The sequence below is a fragment of the Bremerella alba genome (genome assembly GCF_013618625.1).
Lineage (GTDB): Bacteria > Planctomycetota > Planctomycetia > Pirellulales > Pirellulaceae > Bremerella > Bremerella alba.
Map to the genome: position 1 here is coordinate 252,279 of NZ_JABRWO010000005.1, position 17,546 is coordinate 269,824.

16 protein-coding genes are annotated in these 17,546 nt (G+C 54.4%); 5 read left to right on the top strand and 11 right to left on the bottom strand.

Annotated features, from left to right (window positions below):
• Window positions 1-4 precede the first annotated feature (4 nt).
• The 3 genes from HOV93_RS10605 to HOV93_RS10615 all read right to left on the bottom strand — a co-directional run bounded on the left by HOV93_RS10605 (window position 5) and on the right by HOV93_RS10615 (window position 3,000).
• Window positions 5-199 (bottom strand): DUF2997 domain-containing protein, encoded by a 195-nt coding sequence (locus tag HOV93_RS10605; RefSeq protein ID WP_207396472.1) that lies wholly within the window; start codon window positions 197-199, stop codon window positions 5-7.
• Window positions 200-203: 4 nt separating this feature from the next.
• Window positions 204-566 carry a DUF1257 domain-containing protein gene (locus HOV93_RS10610; RefSeq protein ID WP_207396473.1) on the bottom strand — a complete coding sequence of 121 codons (363 nt, stop codon included), beginning with the start codon at window positions 564-566 and terminating at the stop codon, window positions 204-206.
• Window positions 567-945: 379 nt separating this feature from the next.
• The gene (locus HOV93_RS10615) at window positions 946-3,000 is read right to left on the bottom strand and encodes a recombinase family protein (protein ID WP_207396474.1); all 2,055 of its coding nucleotides are present in this window, start codon (window positions 2,998-3,000) and stop codon (window positions 946-948) included.
• 251 nt (window positions 3,001-3,251) lie between these two features.
• Between HOV93_RS10615 and HOV93_RS10620 the strand changes: the two genes are divergently transcribed.
• The gene (locus HOV93_RS10620) at window positions 3,252-4,733 is read left to right on the top strand and encodes a hypothetical protein (protein ID WP_207396475.1); all 1,482 of its coding nucleotides are present in this window, start codon (window positions 3,252-3,254) and stop codon (window positions 4,731-4,733) included.
• Between the two features lie 178 nt (window positions 4,734-4,911).
• A complete protein-coding gene (locus HOV93_RS10625; RefSeq protein ID WP_207396476.1) occupies window positions 4,912-5,220 on the top strand; it encodes a helix-turn-helix domain-containing protein in 309 nt (102 codons plus the stop codon).
• A gap of 50 nt (window positions 5,221-5,270) precedes the next feature.
• Here the strand turns inward: HOV93_RS10625 and HOV93_RS10630 are convergent, their stop codons facing one another.
• From HOV93_RS10630 to HOV93_RS10640, 3 genes are read right to left on the bottom strand one after another with little or no spacing between them, the layout of a single operon-like run.
• On the bottom strand, window positions 5,271-6,404 hold the full coding sequence (locus HOV93_RS10630) for a tyrosine-type recombinase/integrase (RefSeq protein ID WP_207396477.1): 1,134 nt from the start codon (window positions 6,402-6,404) through the stop codon (window positions 5,271-5,273).
• Window positions 6,397-7,482 carry a tyrosine-type recombinase/integrase gene (locus HOV93_RS10635; protein ID WP_207396478.1) on the bottom strand — a complete coding sequence of 362 codons (1,086 nt, stop codon included), beginning with the start codon at window positions 7,480-7,482 and terminating at the stop codon, window positions 6,397-6,399. The genes HOV93_RS10630 and HOV93_RS10635 overlap by 8 nt, the downstream gene beginning before the upstream one ends.
• Window positions 7,483-7,653, bottom strand: coding sequence for a hypothetical protein (locus HOV93_RS10640; RefSeq protein WP_207396479.1), 171 nt, complete (start codon window positions 7,651-7,653; stop codon window positions 7,483-7,485).
• A gap of 224 nt (window positions 7,654-7,877) precedes the next feature.
• On the opposite strand from HOV93_RS10640, the gene HOV93_RS10645 reads away from it, so the two are divergent.
• Entirely contained in the window at window positions 7,878-9,284 is a 1,407-nt protein-coding gene (locus tag HOV93_RS10645) for a sulfatase family protein (protein ID WP_235990144.1), read from the top strand.
• 69 nt (window positions 9,285-9,353) lie between these two features.
• Here HOV93_RS10645 and typA read toward each other — a convergent pair whose 3' ends face one another.
• Window positions 9,354-11,162 carry a translational GTPase TypA gene (typA, locus tag HOV93_RS10650; RefSeq protein ID WP_207396481.1) on the bottom strand — a complete coding sequence of 603 codons (1,809 nt, stop codon included), beginning with the start codon at window positions 11,160-11,162 and terminating at the stop codon, window positions 9,354-9,356.
• Between the two features lie 362 nt (window positions 11,163-11,524).
• On the opposite strand from typA, the gene HOV93_RS10655 reads away from it, so the two are divergent.
• A complete protein-coding gene (locus tag HOV93_RS10655; RefSeq protein ID WP_207396482.1) occupies window positions 11,525-12,559 on the top strand; it encodes a zinc-binding metallopeptidase family protein in 1,035 nt (344 codons plus the stop codon).
• Here the strand turns inward: HOV93_RS10655 and HOV93_RS10660 are convergent.
• Together HOV93_RS10660 and HOV93_RS10665 are read right to left on the bottom strand one after the other, a co-directional pair.
• Window positions 12,529-13,512, bottom strand: a complete 984-nt coding sequence (locus HOV93_RS10660; RefSeq protein ID WP_207396483.1) for a DUF4261 domain-containing protein — start codon at window positions 13,510-13,512, stop codon at window positions 12,529-12,531. The two genes, HOV93_RS10655 and HOV93_RS10660, sit on opposite strands and share 31 nt — an antisense overlap.
• A 96-nt stretch (window positions 13,513-13,608) precedes the next feature.
• Window positions 13,609-14,169, bottom strand: coding sequence for a PSP1 C-terminal domain-containing protein (locus HOV93_RS10665; RefSeq protein ID WP_207396484.1), 561 nt, complete (start codon window positions 14,167-14,169; stop codon window positions 13,609-13,611).
• 159 nt (window positions 14,170-14,328) lie between these two features.
• On the opposite strand from HOV93_RS10665, the gene bioB reads away from it, so the two are divergent.
• Window positions 14,329-15,342, top strand: a complete 1,014-nt coding sequence (gene bioB / locus HOV93_RS10670) for a biotin synthase BioB (RefSeq protein WP_235990146.1) — start codon at window positions 14,329-14,331, stop codon at window positions 15,340-15,342.
• A gap of 441 nt (window positions 15,343-15,783) precedes the next feature.
• Here bioB and HOV93_RS10675 read toward each other — a convergent pair whose 3' ends face one another.
• Both HOV93_RS10675 and leuD read right to left on the bottom strand, forming a co-directional pair.
• Entirely contained in the window at window positions 15,784-16,803 is a 1,020-nt protein-coding gene (locus tag HOV93_RS10675; protein ID WP_207396486.1) for a hypothetical protein, read from the bottom strand.
• Between the two features lie 128 nt (window positions 16,804-16,931).
• A complete protein-coding gene (gene leuD / locus HOV93_RS10680) occupies window positions 16,932-17,528 on the bottom strand; it encodes a 3-isopropylmalate dehydratase small subunit (RefSeq protein ID WP_207396487.1) in 597 nt (198 codons plus the stop codon).
• Window positions 17,529-17,546: the final 18 nt, after the last annotated feature.

The window sequence follows — 17,546 nt, forward strand, 5'->3', positions numbered from 1 at the left end:
GCAGTTATTCCTTCTGTTCGATTTGATTTTGTTGCGTGATTTCCGAGGCGTGGAACTCGGCTGTGAGCGTCTCGGACGTGTGTTGTCCCAAGGCGGCTTCCAGGAAGCGACTTGCCTCGCGACACTCTGAGCCCTGAAAGCCCCACGTTTCTAGGCGTGACTCGCCAGTGGGGCCGACGATAATCTCAATAGTTTTCAAGAGCTTACCCTCCAACTTGAATGACGAGTTTGATGCTTCCGTCCGGAAGCGACTGTTCGATGGCGGTGTGGCCTTGCTTGCGGGCCTCGATCGTCGCCCGTTCAACGGCGTACCGCTGCAGAAACTGATCAAGTTCTTTCTGGCTGCCCCAATGGCCGTTGTAGTTGTCGTAATCGAGCCGACCGGTCGTTACATCGGCGACGACCGGGTAACGCCAATCTCGAAGCTGGATCGCCCAGCCCCGCTTGCGATCGTTGAACAAGCGAACCTCACCGAACGTGGGCTCGGGAAGTTGAAGACGTCGTGTTGCCTGGCGGATCGCCGTAACATCACGCACTTCGGTTTCAATGGTGACGACATGTGACATAGAGCCTCCTGTGTTGGATAAAGTAGATTGTGATCACCTCTCCGCTGGAGATGGTGGTGACCATGGAAGGCATAAGACCTCCCCCATCTATTTATGCCCCGTTTTGGGCAGAAATTTAGCTTTCGGGAGCCTCGGCGTTATTCGATGAAGAGTCGACCTCCTGTTGATCCCGCCGATGTGCTTGCACGACGAGGTAGGCGAGATTAGCCGCTAGTTGAGCTCGCTGCGAATCCCTCTCGGATTCCTGAGAGTTGTCCGGGTTTGAGGTGGATGGCATCTACTCTCCTGTCATAAGAGTGATCGTTAAAGAATTTGTGAGCGCATGAAAAACGCCTCATCACGAGGACGAGGCGTTGGTTAAAAATTATTTATGGCCAACTTAACGGGAACGCCGCTTTTTGCCGTTGTTGTAGGGCACTTTCGGTGGCTCGAGACCCTGCATCTCATACCAACGATGGTAGCTATACCAAACGTTTCCGGCGTTCACATTCTGCCCTTCACGCTGCAACTGCTTTGCGGTCTCGCGATGGCTCATTCCCTCGACGTCGATCAATTGATGGACGCGTTCGGCAATCAAGTCCAGGCGAGGCGGCTTGCGTAGCCAGACGGTGACCTCATCGCTCAATGGCAGATCCTGGCCCGCCAGGGGCAATTCCGGAAATACATCCACAAACTGCAGACGAAACACACCCCGCACGCTGGTCCGTTTGCGACCTGCACGGCGTTCCACATGCACCATGATTTGTCCGCCGGTCAACTTCTCAAAGATAGAAAGAGCCTTATAAACGCCGTCCTCGCTTAGCTGGCCCGAGCCTGCCGAAATCAACAGTTCCTCGGTATTAGACAGGACGTCTCGGATACCCTGGGGAGTTAACGTGGAGGATGCTTTCTCCAGTTGCTTTTGCAACTGCAGAACCTCATCCTGCGTCTGGGCTCGCTCAAACTGGACAGCCTTGATCTTGGCCTTCAACTCTTTGTGCTCGTTCTTATCCACTTCACCCAAGAGGTCGTATAGACCATCAATTTTTTTGGTGATGGATTGCACTTGTCGTTGTCGGCGTTGGACCTCTTGGTCCAGACGTTCAGCAACCTCTTCGTCTATCTTGGTCGCTTGGCAGATCACTCGCTCGATCAAGTCCGTATCACGACGAATCGCCGCTGCTAGTTCCTTGCACACGGCGCGAACCGCCTCTTCACGGCGAACAGCAGACTTGCAGGGACATTGGTCCCCATGCTTGCACTGCATCCCGCCGCCTCCCGCGCCGACCTGGTAAAACCGAACATGGTCATCCGGCTCACTGCAGGCAGCGCAAAAGAACATGCCCGTCGTAAGATCCCATAGTTTTTTGGATTTGTCCTTGCGAGGACCACGAGGGCCATGTTTGCGCTGAAGCAGTTTCCGCTGCAGCGCAACGAACAAGTCGTCGTCCAAGATTCGCAGTTCCTCGCATTGGTACCGTGTGACCTCTGAGTCGGGCTGCACGATCTGACGAGTATAATCGAGCTTGCTGGAGAAGTCGTTCTTACGACGTCCAAACTCCCACCAACCTGTGAGGCGAATATTGGAGAAGAGGGTGCGGTACGGGACATAGTTCATCTGGCCCGTTGATGCCCGTGGATCACAGGGTCCTCCCACCGCGCGCCAACGGCGAAGTCCTTCATTGAGGGGCATGCCGTCGAGCAAAAGCAAAGCGTGCTCGCGAATTAGTTCGGCTGCCTCGGGATCGACCTCGGGAGCCGTGCGGGGGAGCCCGCGGTTGGTCAATGGCGCGTCGGGGAGAATGCGGGGGCGGTAGCCGACCCCTAATGCACCCGTTGTCCAGCCCGCCAGAAACAGCCCCGTCAAACCTGCCCGGACATGGTCAGCAATCGCCTCTAAGAGCATTTCATCCATGATTCCATGAATTTGCAACTGCATCTTCCAGGCCTTCTTGTCGGCCGTGTCGATCCCTTGGGAGACACTGACAGCCCGCATACCGGCTTCGACAACCTCTTCCTGGATAAGCTCAAAGCCCTTGTAAGGATGGCGAAATAATCGGCTCGCTTTGTACACTAAGAAAGTCGAAACGAGCCCCGACTCTAATATTTGTTTGGCGCGTTTCAGTCCCTTGCGTCGATCACGTTTGCCTTTCTCAGCCTCATCGACGCAGATCGATTCTGGCAGGACATAGACACCGTTGCGGGCAGCCCAGATGAGACACTCGCGAATCTGGTCTTCCGTCGAGTGCTGCATCTTCGTGGAAAATCGGGCATAAATCATTCCGACCGTCAGCGCTAATCTCGCCGCCCACGCTAGGCGAGACGTGCGTGGAGCTCTCGGATTGAAGCCTGACAAGTCAATCCCATTGGCCTGGGCTGCCTGAAGCCAGATGGCATGCATCTTGTCGCATTGTGCCTCGCTCAGGGCTCCCTCCTGAGAATAAATGTGAGTCATTTTGATTCTCCTTCTTGCTTCTGAGTCGCGCTGCTCCGGAAACGACTAGTTTCCTTGTAGCGCGACTTGATAGTTGGTTATGCCCAACCCAGGGAAATCCGGTCACAAAAAATGAATCGTGTGAGCCAGGGCTACAAGCGATCTCTTGCACGTGAAAGAGAATGCGATTTACTAAGATGAGCATTGATTCGCGCCTCAAAAGTAGGCGATAATCGACGCTGAAATAAGAATGTCTACACGGAGGCTTTCCTGTGAATTCCGAACGAAATTTAGAATTTGGAAATGTCGAAGAAAGTGATGCTGGCGTAGCAGAACTGCCGCTTTCAGGCGGTCGCCCATCCTTGCACCTTTCGAAAGCGAGTCTTCGCTGGAGGCCACCGGAAGATCTTGCGTCGAATTTTCATTCTGATTTTTACATCGCCTTTGACGTCTATTCCCAAGAAGACGGAACAAGACGTTTCCTGCCGGGAGTTCCCCCCAAGACCTTTATCGACAACGCCTTTCTGGCCGGGCTCCATCTCCTCGCGAGAGATCGACGTCTGACATCAGACATGGTGGCTTGCTATCGGCAACAAAAGTTGATATTCGATCGCGTACTTGTCATGCAAGAGCATATGGAGCGTTCCTTTGCACACTCTCGCGATCTGTATATTCGACGGTCTGGGAGACAGTCCGACGAGGACCGCAGCATCCTACCGATGGATCTGAGATTTGATTCCAACGGAGATGGACGAACATGGAATGTTACCAGACTTTGTGAAGAAGGGCGTGCCCGAGCCCACCGTAACGGTCTTACTCGCCCGAATAAGCAGCAGGAGATTTCGTATGGACTACTTCGAGCTGCTGAGCTCAATCCCCTAACAATTCCTGAAACCAGAGTTGAATCTCTCGTTCGTTCAGCTCTTTTTGCAATACCGGATGCCATCCCTGCGCCAAACAACGACCTCTTGGAAGAGGTTTATGATCGAATGACAGATCGGCTGAATTCCCATCACGCTGATACGAATGACGAGTTTGACAACTGGCTTAAAGGTAGAAACAGCAATCTCTTCAAATCAATTGGTGGTAGAGCGATTGCTCCGTCGCAGGTCCGGGCTGCTTTCTTAGAACTCGGTTGGCAATCGTACCAATACGTTTCTGGAAGCATCAGTTATCTCTGCCAAGCATTTGCAGTGTGTTTGCCTAACCGCATGGACGAACTTGAGCGAGAGCTTTTCGCCCACACATTCCAACCGCAATCCTATCTGGGTGGCCTTCCACTTATTCTATTCATGGAACGAGCTCAAGTTCTTGGTCTCATGATTCATCGTCTTTGGTCGAATCCGGGCGCCCCTGACGATATCCGAGTACTTCACCGACTCCTTGATTATTATTCGAGAATGGCGAGAAGTCGCCGTGAATCTGACAACCTTAGTAAGCAAAGAAACGGCCGAATTGAAGCGACTATTGGCGAATCCGTCAAAGGCCTTGCCGCCGCGCAGTGCTCTTCTCTCGCGACGGAAAGTGTTGCCGTGATCATAAATGAGCTCCTTGAGAGGCGAGAAGTTCGTTGCAAGACTTGCGACGGTGCCTTGGAAGCTGACCTCACCAAATCCCCTTTGGAAGATTCGGTTGATACCTTCAAACTTTTTTGCCACTGTCCGGAACATGGCGGAAAAAGAATGATCAAAACAACACAGAGAGAACTCTTTGAAATCGCAGAGGCGATGGGCTTCGATGGTTCCGACATTTAGGTGTACCAATAAGCATCAAGTGTCGGATCAAAATAGCTAAGATTCCCCCACGTTACTTGACGCAAAAACAGACGAAATTTAGCAATTCCCCATTTTCATCGCGAATCACTAGACAGCCACTATCATGGCGACCGGATTTCCCGGGGTTGGAAAGACTCCAACTTGGGAAATCTCGAAGATGTCGAATCTATATAACGCAAAAGAGGCCGCCCAACTCTTGGGAATTCGTACCTCCACGCTTTACGAATGGCTGTCTAAATCGGATGCAGGAGAATTTGAAGTACGTGGTATCCCGTTCGTAGTTAACTACCTACAAGGGGGAAAACGAGGGCAGGGACGAATCAAGATCGAGCCGTCCGAAGTAGAGCGTCTGAAGGAGGCGATGCGCGTTCGACCGAATGTTCGTTATCAGAGAATACCAAGCAATAGGACGAGCTTCCCAGGTATTACGGTACCGCTGGGGCGACCTGACAATCCAGTACGATGAAATCATTCATCGTCGAATTGTGCAACCTGGCGGAAGACGAATTGCGATGCCTAATCCACTCCGATCGCCGCCCAGAGTGGATCCTGAAAATGCTGTCCCCACTCCTTTCCGTAGTGGTCGAAGGCAACTTTGGGTGTATCTCCCATGAGTTCTGCAAGAACTTCAATCGAGCAACCAACGCCGTCCGTCCAATAGCCAGCCAGCATTCGGTGAGCGAATGTGTGCCTGCACGTGTAACACGAGTAGTTTTTCCGTTTCGAATCCTCAATCCATCCGATTTTTTGGCGGAGATTCCGAAATCGAGAGCCCCCAGTGACCTTCTTCCACGGATCACCTTGTGAGTTCCGGAAAATCACACCGTCCGTCCCAGAATTGTCCCTGGAAAGGATGCTCCGCGTTAACTCGGCAACCTCTTTTCGGATCGGAATCACGCGTGTCTTCTTGGTTTTAGAAGCATAAACCCGCCACATCATGCCGCGGTCGCTCTCTACGACATCGTTACCCGTTACCTGAGCCAATTCCGAGAATGGCCGCAGGCCAGTATGAATTGCCGCGAACAGAAAATCGCGATAGGGCTCATCCGTAGCGTCGTAAAGTGCCCGTTCATCCTCGGTACTGAAGGAATGTAGCCGAGGACAATGTGCAGGCTTGGTTAAGCCGCGAAGCGGATTGGAAACTGAATAAGAATTTTGAGCGTGGTTGAACGCTGCCATAACTGCTTCAATGGCGAAACGACGGGTTGCCGAAGACTTCCACGTGGAATGCGTTTCCACCCAATGCAGCACATGTGTCTTGCGTAAGTCACAGAGTGGCAATGCGCCGCAATACTTACAGAGGTCCTGCAAGAAACGTCGCACTTCCTTCTCATACTCGATGCTGATCTCTCCGGCTCTCGATCGCTTCTCACAGTTCTCAATGTAGATGGAGCACACTTTTGCCACGATCCAGTCGCTTTCCTCCGCCGGCTTCACTTCGGGACGCCAGTCTCCAGCGGCCTTAACACGTGCCAAGGCCAGTTCCGCCTGATCAATGCTACTCTGGCCGCGAACCGGATTGCCCCTCTCATCCACGAGCCGGACCCGTCGCTTCGTTCCCGGTGGCGTAAAGTACCACGTGTCGGTCTGACGCCAATACCAGGCACGTCCGCGAGAACGACGCTTGCGTCCTGTGTTTGCCTTAGCCATGACGCTTGTTCCTGCTGGCGGATGCCTTAGTTCGTTTCGGTTTTGTCTTTGTGGCGGACGACGCGGTACTCTTCTTTCGCTTCGTAGGAGGAGGCTTTACCTGTGCACTCGCCAGTGGCGTCGATTCTCCGATGGCCTTCCAAAGAGGATCTTGATAATGCTTTCCCCACTCCTTGCCGTAATGATCGTAAGCCACCTTTGGCGTGTCTCCCATCAACTCCGCTAAGGTTTCAATCGTGCATCCGGCACCGTTATTCCAAAAGCCGGATAACATCCGATGGGCAAAAGTATGGCGCGACGTATAACACGAATACTTCTTCCTGAGCGGATCGTCATTCCAGCCGAGCTTTTCCCTCAAGTCGACAAAACGAACGACTCCGGTCGTTCGTTTCCAAGGCTTTCCCAATGTATTCCGAAAGATTGGTAAGCCTGACCCGCGCGGAACTGACTTCATGAGTTGACGAGTCAGCTCTGCCACTTCGGGTCGTACGGGAATTTTGCGAGTCTTTTTGGTTTTGCTCGCGTAGACGCGCCACATCATTCCTCGTGGCGTCTCTTCGACATCTTCCGCTTTGAGTTGCGCGAGCTCACTAAATGGACGAAGCCCTGTGTGAATCGCGGCAAAGAGGAAATTGCCAAAGCAAGGTTCCGTGGCCTTGTAAATTGCCTTCTCATCTTCCGGAGAGAATGACGTAAGCCGAGGTTCTGCCTTGGGAAGCTTGATTCCCTTGATCGGGTTACTGATACCGTGCATCTCCTCAACGCGATTGAAGGCTGCCATGACGACAGCAATAATGCAACGACGCGTCGCGGGACTCTTCCATGATTCGTGCTGATCAACCCATTCCAGAATATGACCCCGTTTGAGTTGGCTAACTGGCAGTGCACCGCAGTAGCTGCAAAGATCGTTGAACCACTGAGTCGCATTCCGATGATATCCCTCGCTGACAGAACCATCGTTCTGGCTTCGCTCGGTATACACCAAGTAGTCCGAACAAACGCGGGCGACCAACCAGGGCTGTCCCAGGGCAGGGCCATCATTCGATTCGCTATCCCAGGCTAGTTTCTCCCGTGCCAACTAGATCTCGGCTGCCTCCTTGTTTTCCTTTCCCCGAATCCTCTCTCCTTGTTCATCAAACAGGGCGATGCGTTTCTTCGTCCCTGGAAGCGTGTAATACCAGCAATCCGTTTGTTTCCAGTGCCAGGCCGATCCGTGAGACTGACGTCGCTGCTTCGTTTTTCTGGCCATAAATCATATCCCTCTAAACGACGGCATGTCCGCACAATCGTTGACCCTGTCCTCGCTGCCGACGATACTAGTGCTGCCTATCACCCATCCCGCCGAACACGAAATCTCATGGAGCCGCTTAGACTATGCATGGCTTGATTAAACCGACCCGGGAAAACCCTAGCCCGAATTTACTACACATATTTGCTACACTTATCTTTATACTGACTCTTTCGACAGTTGCATTGTACCCGATAAACCAGGCACATTCAGCTGAAAAAGACCGTGTACCTAATATCGTCCTCATCTTCATCGACGATATGGGCTACGCCGATATTGGTCCGTTTGGGGCGAAGGATTACCAGACGCCTCATCTCGACCAGATGGCCGCTGAGGGCCGCACGTTTACGGACTTCTACGTGACCCAGGCAGTTTGTTCGGCATCGCGTGCGGGGCTGATGACCGGGTGCTATAACGTTCGCGTTGGCATTCAAGGGGCGCTCGGGCCTAACGCCAAGATTGGCATTAACCCGGAAGAGATGACCCTGGCTGAACTATGTCAGCAAAAAGGGTACGCGACAGCCTGTTTTGGCAAGTGGCATCTGGGCGACAAAAAGCCCTTTCTGCCGCTGCAAAACGGTTTCGATGAATACTTCGGGCTGCCTTACTCGAACGACATGTGGCCTTACCATCCGGGTGTGCGGCATTTGTCGGAAGAAGATCGCGTGAAGCGTTGGCCTCATCTTCCACTGTACGACGGCAACGAAGTCGTGAATCCTAAGGTCGATGGAAAAGCTCAAGAACAATTGACCACTCAGTACACCGAGAAGGCCGTCGAGTTCATCGACCAAAACAAAGACAAGCCATTCTTCCTGTACTTACCGCATAGCATGGTACACGTGCCGTTGTACGTTTCCGACAAGTTTAAAGGCAAGTCAGGTGCCGGGTTGTTCGGCGATGTTGTGATGGAAATCGACTGGTCGGTCGGTCAGGTTTTGGAAGCTTTGAAGCGAAACAAGATCGATGACAATACGCTGGTCATCTTTACGTCGGACAATGGTCCCTGGCTTTCCTATGGCAACCATGCTGGCAGCGCCGGGCCATTTCGCGAAGGGAAGGGGACCATGTGGGAAGGGGGCTGTCGCGAGCCGACCATCATGCGTTGGCCTGGCAAAATTCCGGCTGACACAACCTGCGATACGCCTGCGATGACGATCGACATATTCCCTACGGTGGCCAAGTTGATTGGGGCCGATCTGCCGCAGAAGCCAATCGACGGCAAGAACATCTGGCCGCTGATCGCCGGAACCGAAGGAGCCAAATCGCCGCACCAAGCGTACTTCTTCTACTACGGCAGCGGTTTGAAAGCCGTCCGCAGCGGCAAGTGGAAGCTTGTCTTTCCTCACCAGTACCGCACGATGGCCGGCAAGCCTGGCGGTACCGACGGCATTCCCAACGGCTACACGCAAGCGACCACGCCACTGGCCCTGTTCGACCTAAAAGCAGACCCAGGCGAGCAGAACAATGTCGCGGATCAACACCCGGACGTTGTCAAACAGCTGCAAACGATGGCCGATGGCATTCGTAAAAAGCTGGGGGACTCGCACCAAAAGATTAAGGGGAAAGAGAATCGTCCCCCAGGTCGAGTCTAAGCCAAAAGCATGTATCTAATGACTGGTGCGGACAGTTCCGCACCAGTCCTCTTGGTTGTTGATGCCGAATTACTTACGGCTCTGTCGACGACGATCCGTTTCTTTCAACAAGATCTTTCGCAGACGGATATGGTTCGGAGTCACCTCGACCAACTCGTCGTCTTCGATGTACTCTAAGGCGACTTCCAGGCTCATGTCTCTTGGCGGACGAAGCACAATGTTTTCGTCCGAACCCGAGGCACGCATGTTGGTCAGCTTCTTTTCCTTCGTTGGATTCACGGTCAAGTCGTCGCTACGCGAGTTCTCGCCGACGATCATTCCTTCGTACACTTCGTCGCCGTGACGCACGAACATGTCGGAACGTTCCTGCAACGCAAACAGGGCGAAACCGACTGCCTTGCCAGGCACCATCGAGATCATCGCTCCGTTGGCTCGGCGAGGAACGTCGCCGGAAACAGGCCGGTACGACTCGAAACGGTGATTGACGATCGCTTCGCCCTGGGTCGAGTTGAGCAGTTTGGTTCGCATGCCGATTAAACCACGCGAAGGAATGGTGAAAACAACCTGGCTGTAGTCGCCACGTGGTTGCATTTCGACCAATTCACCACGACGTTCACCGACCAGTTCCATGACCGGGCCCATCTTTTCCGATGGCACTTCGATCACTAATTGTTCGTACGGCTCTTCCTTCACGCCATCGACGGTACGCATGATGACCTGAGGCTTGCCGACCGAAAGTTCGTACCCTTCGCGGCGCATCGTTTCGATCAACACGGCCAAGTGCAGCACGCCACGTCCGCTGACAAGGAAGCTATCGCCAGATTCGCCTGGACGAACACGCAGGGCCACGTTGCGTTCGAGTTCCTTTTCGAGACGTTCGCGGAGGTTACGCGAGGTGACGTACTTGCCATCCTTACCCAACAGCGGAGACGTATTGATGGTGAACATCATCTCGAGCGTCGGCGCGTCGACGGCCACGCGAGGTAGCGGCGTGGGGTTATCGATGGCACAAATTGTATCGCCGATATCGATGTCTTCCAAACCAGTCACGGCGACAATATCACCGGCATCGGCTTCTTCCACTTCGGCGCGGCCCAGGTTTTCAAACACATGCAAAGCCACCACTCTTCCGCGTTGGAAGGTATCGCCTGGCTTCGAGATCATCACCGACTGGCCTTTTTTGATCTTGCCAGACTTGATGCGGCCGATCGCGATTCGACCGGTGTATTCCGACCAGTCGAGCGTTGTCACACGCATCTGAAGGGGGTCGTCCGGATTGACGTCGGGACCGGGAATGTGCTTTAGAACGAGATCCAGCAGCGGACGCATATCCCCTTCGCGAACCTCAGGATCCGGCGACGCGAAGCCGGCCTTGGCACTGGCGAACAGGTAAGGGAACTCGGCGATCTCGTCGTCGGCACCCAGCGACAGGAACAAGTCGAGCACTTCGTCGACCACTTCGTGTGGTCGGGCATCCATCTTGTCGATCTTGTTGATCAAGACGATCGGCTTTAGTCCGACTTCCAATGCCTTGGAAAGCACAAACCGCGTTTGTGGCATGGGGCCTTCAGCCGCATCGACCAAAACCACGGCACCGTCGGCCATGCTCAGCACGCGTTCGACTTCGCCGCCGAAGTCCGCGTGCCCAGGCGTATCGACAATGTTGATCTTCACGCCTTCATAGGGCAGGGCGATGTTCTTCGCCAAGATCGTAATGCCACGCTCTTTTTCCAGGTCGTTCGAGTCGAGGATCCGCTCGCTCGAAAGCTGGCTCTCCCGAAACTGACCACTCTGGTGCAGCAGGCAGTCCACCAAGGTCGTTTTACCATGGTCGACGTGGGCAATAATAACAATATTTCGTAGGTCGTCGCGTCGCATACTGATTCGTGCTTATAAAGCAGGCCTAAGCTTCCCGTCCAAGAACCGGAGATCCTATCAGATTCACCCGATTTTGTGGTAGGGGTCCCGCCCTTACATTCACAAATCCGCAAGAAAGGGGCATGGAATTCTCAAAACGATAACACCCTGAACCCCGCATTTCGCCAGAATGGGCCCCATCCGGGGAGGTTTGCACAATCCACAGCCACGCGCCCACATCGTTGGAACCGGTCTCAATTCCGCAAGGTGCGTTCGTGATTGCCGCTACCAGGCTGCCTACAGCGGCAATCGGTCCGACAATTGCTCTATGATTGGTTCGCCCTACAAAACTTCACCCGTCCCCTTACTCAGGTCTTACTTCGATGCAAACGTTTCGCTGCCAATGCGGTCATAAGCTGTTCTTTGGAAGCACTTCCTGTCTCTCCTGCAAAGAGACCGTCGGCATGTGTCCCACGTGTCGACAGGTGACCGCTTTGAAGTCGCTGGGGAAGGATCAGTGGCAGTGCACCAACCAGGTGTGCGGGCAGAAGCTGAAGCTTTGCCAAAATCGGATCGACTACAAGGCTTGCAACTGTACCGTCGCTATCGAAGAAAAAGAGGAGCCGCTGTGCACCTATTGCCGACTGAATCAGGTAATCCCTGACCTTTCGATCGAAGGCAATCTGCTAAAATGGGTCCGCCTGGAAGCTGCGAAACGACGCGTTTTGTATGGGGTCGAATCGGTTGGACTTCCCATTGGCGATCCTAGCCGAAACGATTTCTTACCGCTGATGTTTGAATTCAAAGCCGACGACGTCGAGCCCGTTTCGACAGGGCACGCTGCCGGCCTGATCACTATCAATATCCAAGAGGCCGACAGCGTTAAGCGGGAACAAACCCGAGTCGAATTCGGCGAACCCCAACGCACGCTCGTCGGCCATTTCCGGCACGAGCTAGGGCACTACTACTGGGATATGCTGGTCGAGCCTTCGAAGCGAGAGGCCTTTCGGAAACTGTTTGGCAACGAAGAAGACCCGACCTATGCCGATGCCCAGACGGCCTACTACGCCAACGGCCCACTGCCTAACTGGCAGAAGAGTTTCATCTCTGAATATGCGACCATGCATCCGTGGGAAGACTTCGCCGAGAGCTTTGCGGCCTACCTGGATATGACCTCGATTGTCAGCACGGCTCAGGACTTCCCCCGGATCTACGCGGAAGTTCCGCCAGATGACTTCGATGCCCGGCTGAAAGCGTATCGAGAAATCGGGGTGATGGCCAACGAGTTCAACCGCGACATTGGCCTGCTGGATCTCGTGCCGGAAGTCTTCACCAAACCAGTGGTCGAAAAGCTGCGATTCATGCACGACCTGAAGGGTATTCAAGCTCAATCGCCGGACGTTTCGTCGTCGGTTTGATCTTCTTCTGCAGATCGACCGGAAGTTTGCACGATTTCCGGCACATCGTGATCGTCCAGCGGCACAAAACGAAGTGTATCGCGAGGAGGATCGCAGATACCGTTCTCGAATTGGATGGCCGCCCAGTGGATGTCACCGGGGCCATCCATCGTTTCGCCATCGTTGATCGTGGCTCCGCTTTGCACCAGATAATTCGAGGCATTGCGTAAGAAGTTAGCGACCTCGTTAACTTCGTAGTCGTCGGTGACAAAGCAGGCTTCAATATCTGGAATTTCCAACTGCCAATTGCCGACGGTATCCATCAACGCCCAGCTTTCATCAATGTTGAAAAGCCGCACGTTCGACCAGACGTCGAGCGGAAGCAACTCGTTAGCCCAGCTGAAATTCAAGCTATTGCGGAAGCCATCTTGATCTAACAGAATTTCGCCGTTGGGATTGAAGTAACACAGCGTCCCTTCCATGCCCAGCAGCGCCTCGACGATCTTCATGTTGAATTGAAGCTCGGCGATAGGATCGTACGGTTCAGGAAAGCAATTGGTGTCTTCCTCTTTTCCGATGACGTAGCTTGTCCGCAGGCGAAGAAATGCCTGGTGACGCTCAACCACCTCGGCACCTTCTCGCCAACCCCACGACTGCTGCGCCGCGCGCTGGAGCCCGCCAGGATAGGCAAAGGGTCCGAAGTGCCCCATCGACCAGGCCCCGAAGACCATGATTTCTTTCTGGGGGTCGCCCATATCATCGGGCCAAACATGATCGACGGTATCGACCGTGACCGTGCCACCGGTCGTCTCGTCAAACATGACCAGGGCGCTAGGACCACCCATGGCCCACTCTTCGCTATCTTCGCGGGTTCCCAGCACATCGAAGTCACTCAGAGCCAACGCGATCTGCTCAATCGAAATGGGTCGATCGACGAGCACGCATACCCCTTGCGTGAAGATTCCCTTGGCCATGTCACATGCCTCGTTGAAGCTAAAAGTCTGGCAGGTATACGGACGCCAAGCATAAGCCTAGAGCGTGGGGCCGTCAAACTTTGTTGCCGGCGTGAGCTACTTCTTGCACGCCTTAGCAATCGAACATCCGGCGCAGGAACCACCGCAACCACCGGCCTTTTCTTCCGTTCCGCAGCCGGGACCGCAGCCGGTTTCCAATAGATCCGAGAATTGGCTGATGCCAGCGGCCGCGTTGTAAGTTTCGGCCAGGCGATTGGTGAGTTCGGCGACTTCCTCAGGCACGTCCCCCAGAAAATAGAAATAGAGCGAGCCCCCATCAAAGAGCTGCTCGACTTCGAGCAAGGGGATATGGATGCCGCGATGGGACAATTCTTGTTCACAGGCCGCGAACGCTTCTTGGCGATTACGTTCCAGACGGGCCAGGAGCAAATTGTCTTCGACCGTCACTCCGCGGACGATCGAGCCGTCTGAATCGTTCACCTCTGACTCGCCCGCCGGGCCGAGAATTTCCCCGACTTCCAGCCCGCGCGAGGTTCGACAGATAACGCGCATCCCCCGACCGTATGCAATCGCATCGACCGATGTGAACCTTCCGACATGCCCCAGCACGCTGACGCGAACGAAATGATGACGCCCAATGGCGGTTTGTTGTATCAAAATGGTCTCCTTACCCTCATTTTCGCTGATCACCGCGACGTTGCCAAGTGTCGTCTGGCACTGACCTTACAATTCAATGCCAACCGATTTAGAATGGGCACTTGGTTTAACCGCCGAATTCTCATGCCCACTCGACAGTTAAAGAAGAGAACGCCGCCGATGTCAATGTCGACGCTATCATGGTCCGCCTTGGCCGAAGAAGTCTTGCGTGGCCATCAATTGACCCTGGAAGAAGGTCTTTCGATCCTCCATTCGTCCGATGACGAACTATTGGACGTCATGTCCGCCGCGTTCAAAATACGCCGCCAACACTTTGGTAAAACGGTTCAATTGTACCAATTGATGAACGCCAAGAGCGGCCTCTGCCCCGAAGATTGCGGGTACTGCTCGCAATCGAAGGTCTCTGACGCCGAAATCCCCAAATACAACTTCCTCAGCCGCGACAAGCTGATGGAAGGGGCCAAGGTCGCCGCCGAACGCGACGTGAAGACCTACTGCATCGTGATTTCGGCCCGCGGTCCGAACGAACGCGAGATGAAGGCCGTCGAGACGATCGTGCCAGAGATCAAAGAAAAGTACGGCCTGAAAATCTGTGCCTGCTTGGGACTCTTAAGCACCGATCAGGCCGACCGCTTGAAGGCCTGCGGCGTCGATCGTGTGAACCACAACGTGAACACCAGCGCCGAGTATTATCAGAAGATCTGTTCGACCCACACCTACGAAGACCGCATCGACACGCTCAACGCTGTCAAAAACGCCGGCCTGGAAATGTGTAGCGGCGGCATTGTGGGCATGGGCGAGTCGGACGAAGACGTCGTGAACATGGCCCTCGAACTTCGCAACCTGGGCGTGCACTCGATTCCGGTGAACTTCCTAAACCCGATCGACGGCACACCCCTGGAAGGCCTGGGCAAAGACCTGAGCCCACGACAGTGCCTGCGAATCTTGGCCATCTATCGCTTCGCCAACCCCAGCGCAGAACTCCGCATCGCCGGCGGCCGCGAGATCCACCTGCGAAGCCTGCAACCGATGGGCTTGTACGCGGCGAACTCCATCTTCCTCGGCGATTACCTCACCACGCCAGGCCAGACCGCCGACGACGACTACAAGATGCTAGAAGACCTGGGCTTCACGGTCACTAAGACCGAAGAAGTCTCGGTAGGCTCGGCGTAGTCGCAAACGGCGACGCGAAGTAAGACACGAGCAGCAAAGCAAACGCTGCTCGTGCGTGCATTCAGTCAGCTCGACCGTGTCGAGGCTTGGTCAGTTCGACCTTGTCGCGGTCTGACCAGTTCGTTCCAGTCAAGGTTAGACCGTGTCGCGGTCCCTCTTACGCACTGAAAGGGCAGCCGAATATAGCCAGGGGAGAAAGCCCCTGGCAGACAACAAGAAAAAAAAAGCCCTGGAAGGGCGACCGAAATTATCTTGGTTGAAATTCGGTCGCCCTTCCAGGGCTTTAGCATTTACCAACCCCATGCTCCAGGGGCTTTCGCCCCTGGCTATTTTCGATCGCCCCGCCGGGGCTAAGAAAACATCCGAGCTGATTCGACAATGGGCGAATTATGAATACCCCAGAATCGAATCCCATACGGAGCTTTCCTAAACCGATCGGGCCTACAAGCCTTCGCCAATCTTCAACAGCTTGCCGGTCGCTGGCGTCTTGCTTTCATCGGCTCCGTCGCCGTTGCCGAAGACCGTGACGAACAGTTCGCCGGCGTCGTTGAAGGCCAGGGCGGTGGGCTGGTCGAGGTCGATCAGCTTGGTCGCTTTCACCACTTGCTTGCCATCGCGGCGAACGGCGTCCAGGCGGTAAAGTCCCCCTTGCTTCGGATCAGCCCAACTGTAATCGACCCCGTACAGGCGACCCGTCTTGGGGCTGTATGCCAAACCAACCAGGTCGAACATTTCGGCCGGCAGGCTCATCAACAGCTTCTTCGACTTCTGATCGTAGAAGGTCAACAGGCTGTCTTTCTGATCGTTGATTTCACCCATCTGGCCGACCACAACTTCACGTCGCGGGCTAATGGTGATCGCCGCGGGGGCATCGACGTCGACGCTTTCCTTCGTCGCGATGTAGCGTTCTAGTTTGCCGAGCCCTTCTTTTTCGAGCTTCAAACGAGCGACCCAACCCTTCTTGTCGTCGCCGTTGGCGGTGGTATAGACATCGTCGGCATCGACCGCCACGGCATAGAAGTTACCTTCGCCGGGCACGTCACCGTCGGCCGCCAAGGGGTTGGTCTTCTTGCCGGCATCGGCCGAGAGTGCCTCTTTGCCATTTTCAGGCACGTCGTACACGCGAACGACTTCTTCGCCATCTTTCAGGCTTCCGTCGCCGACGACCAGGCGGCTTTTGTTGATAAATGCGAGACCCAGCGGTCCGATCTGATAGACAGGGCCTTTGCCGTATTCATCGTGAGGGAATTCTTTCACGACGACTTCCGCTTTGCCATCGACCACGCGAATGATCTGCGAGGCGGCCGTTTCGGCGACGAAAACAGTGCCTGTCTCAGGCTGAACGGCGACACCACTCGGGCACTTGAGCCCTTCCAAAATGACTTCTGGCTTGATTTGAGCTTGCGTGGCTGTAGCCAGGAAAAGAACCAACGCGCAGGGCAGAGCAACTCGGTGAAGCATAGTAGTCCTCGTTAATGTGTTCTGGAAGCGACTTAGCTGTCTAGTTTGGCCCATTGGCAATGCGTTTCCAACCATAGGCGCATAAAAAAAGGCGAACTGTAGTTCGCCTTACATTTTGGGTTGGCAGCTTAGGCACCAATTCCGTTGGCTTTCTCGTAGGAAGTAATTTTCTCTTCCAGTTCCAGCGTGCTGGCGATATCGTCCAGGCCTTGCAGCAACTTGTTGCGGCGATGCTCGTCGACGTCGAAAGAGACCTGCAACCCGTGGGCATCGCTGATCGTCTTCGCTTCCAAATCGACCGTCAACTTGTAACCAGGATGCTTGGCAAATCGCTTGAAGAACTCGTCTACTTGGTCTTCGCTCAAAGCGATCGGCAGCACGCCGTTTTTGAAGCAGTTGTTGTAGAAGATATCGGCAAAGCTTGGCGCGATCACCGCGCGAATACCGTAGTCATCAATCGCCCAGACCGCATGCTCGCGGCTCGAACCGCTGCCGAAGTTACGGCGCGTGACCAGGATAGAAGCCCCGGCAACGGCCGGCTGGTTCAGCTCGAACTCAGGGTGGAGTTGGCCATCGTCCATGAAACGCCAATCGAAAAACAGGAACTGACCAAAGCCGGTTCGCTCGATCCGCTTCAAAAACTGCTTGGGAATGATCTGGTCGGTGTCCACATTGGCCCGATCCATAACGGCGACAACGCCGGTCTCTTTGACGAATGGTTGCATGATCTTGGACTGGAAAAA

Excerpts from the sequence above, each read along its gene's own strand:
- HOV93_RS10610 (WP_207396473.1), bottom strand. The coding sequence starts at position 566 with ATGTCACATGTCGTCACCATTGAAACCGAAGTGCGTGATGTTACGGCG.
- HOV93_RS10615 (WP_207396474.1), bottom strand. The coding sequence starts at position 3,000 with ATGACTCACATTTATTCTCAGGAGGGAGCCCTGAGCGAGGCACAATGC.
- HOV93_RS10625 (WP_207396476.1), top strand. The coding sequence starts at position 4,912 with ATGTCGAATCTATATAACGCAAAAGAGGCCGCCCAACTCTTGGGAATT.
- HOV93_RS10630 (WP_207396477.1), bottom strand. The coding sequence starts at position 6,404 with ATGGCTAAGGCAAACACAGGACGCAAGCGTCGTTCTCGCGGACGTGCC.
- HOV93_RS10640 (WP_207396479.1), bottom strand. The coding sequence starts at position 7,653 with ATGGCCAGAAAAACGAAGCAGCGACGTCAGTCTCACGGATCGGCCTGG.
- typA (WP_207396481.1), bottom strand. The coding sequence starts at position 11,162 with ATGCGACGCGACGACCTACGAAATATTGTTATTATTGCCCACGTCGAC.
- HOV93_RS10655 (WP_207396482.1), top strand. The coding sequence starts at position 11,525 with ATGCAAACGTTTCGCTGCCAATGCGGTCATAAGCTGTTCTTTGGAAGC.
- HOV93_RS10660 (WP_207396483.1), bottom strand. The coding sequence starts at position 13,512 with ATGGCCAAGGGAATCTTCACGCAAGGGGTATGCGTGCTCGTCGATCGA.
- bioB (WP_235990146.1), top strand. The coding sequence starts at position 14,329 with ATGTCAATGTCGACGCTATCATGGTCCGCCTTGGCCGAAGAAGTCTTG.
- HOV93_RS10675 (WP_207396486.1), bottom strand. The coding sequence starts at position 16,803 with ATGCTTCACCGAGTTGCTCTGCCCTGCGCGTTGGTTCTTTTCCTGGCT.
- leuD (WP_207396487.1), bottom strand. The coding sequence starts at position 17,528 with ATGCAACCATTCGTCAAAGAGACCGGCGTTGTCGCCGTTATGGATCGG.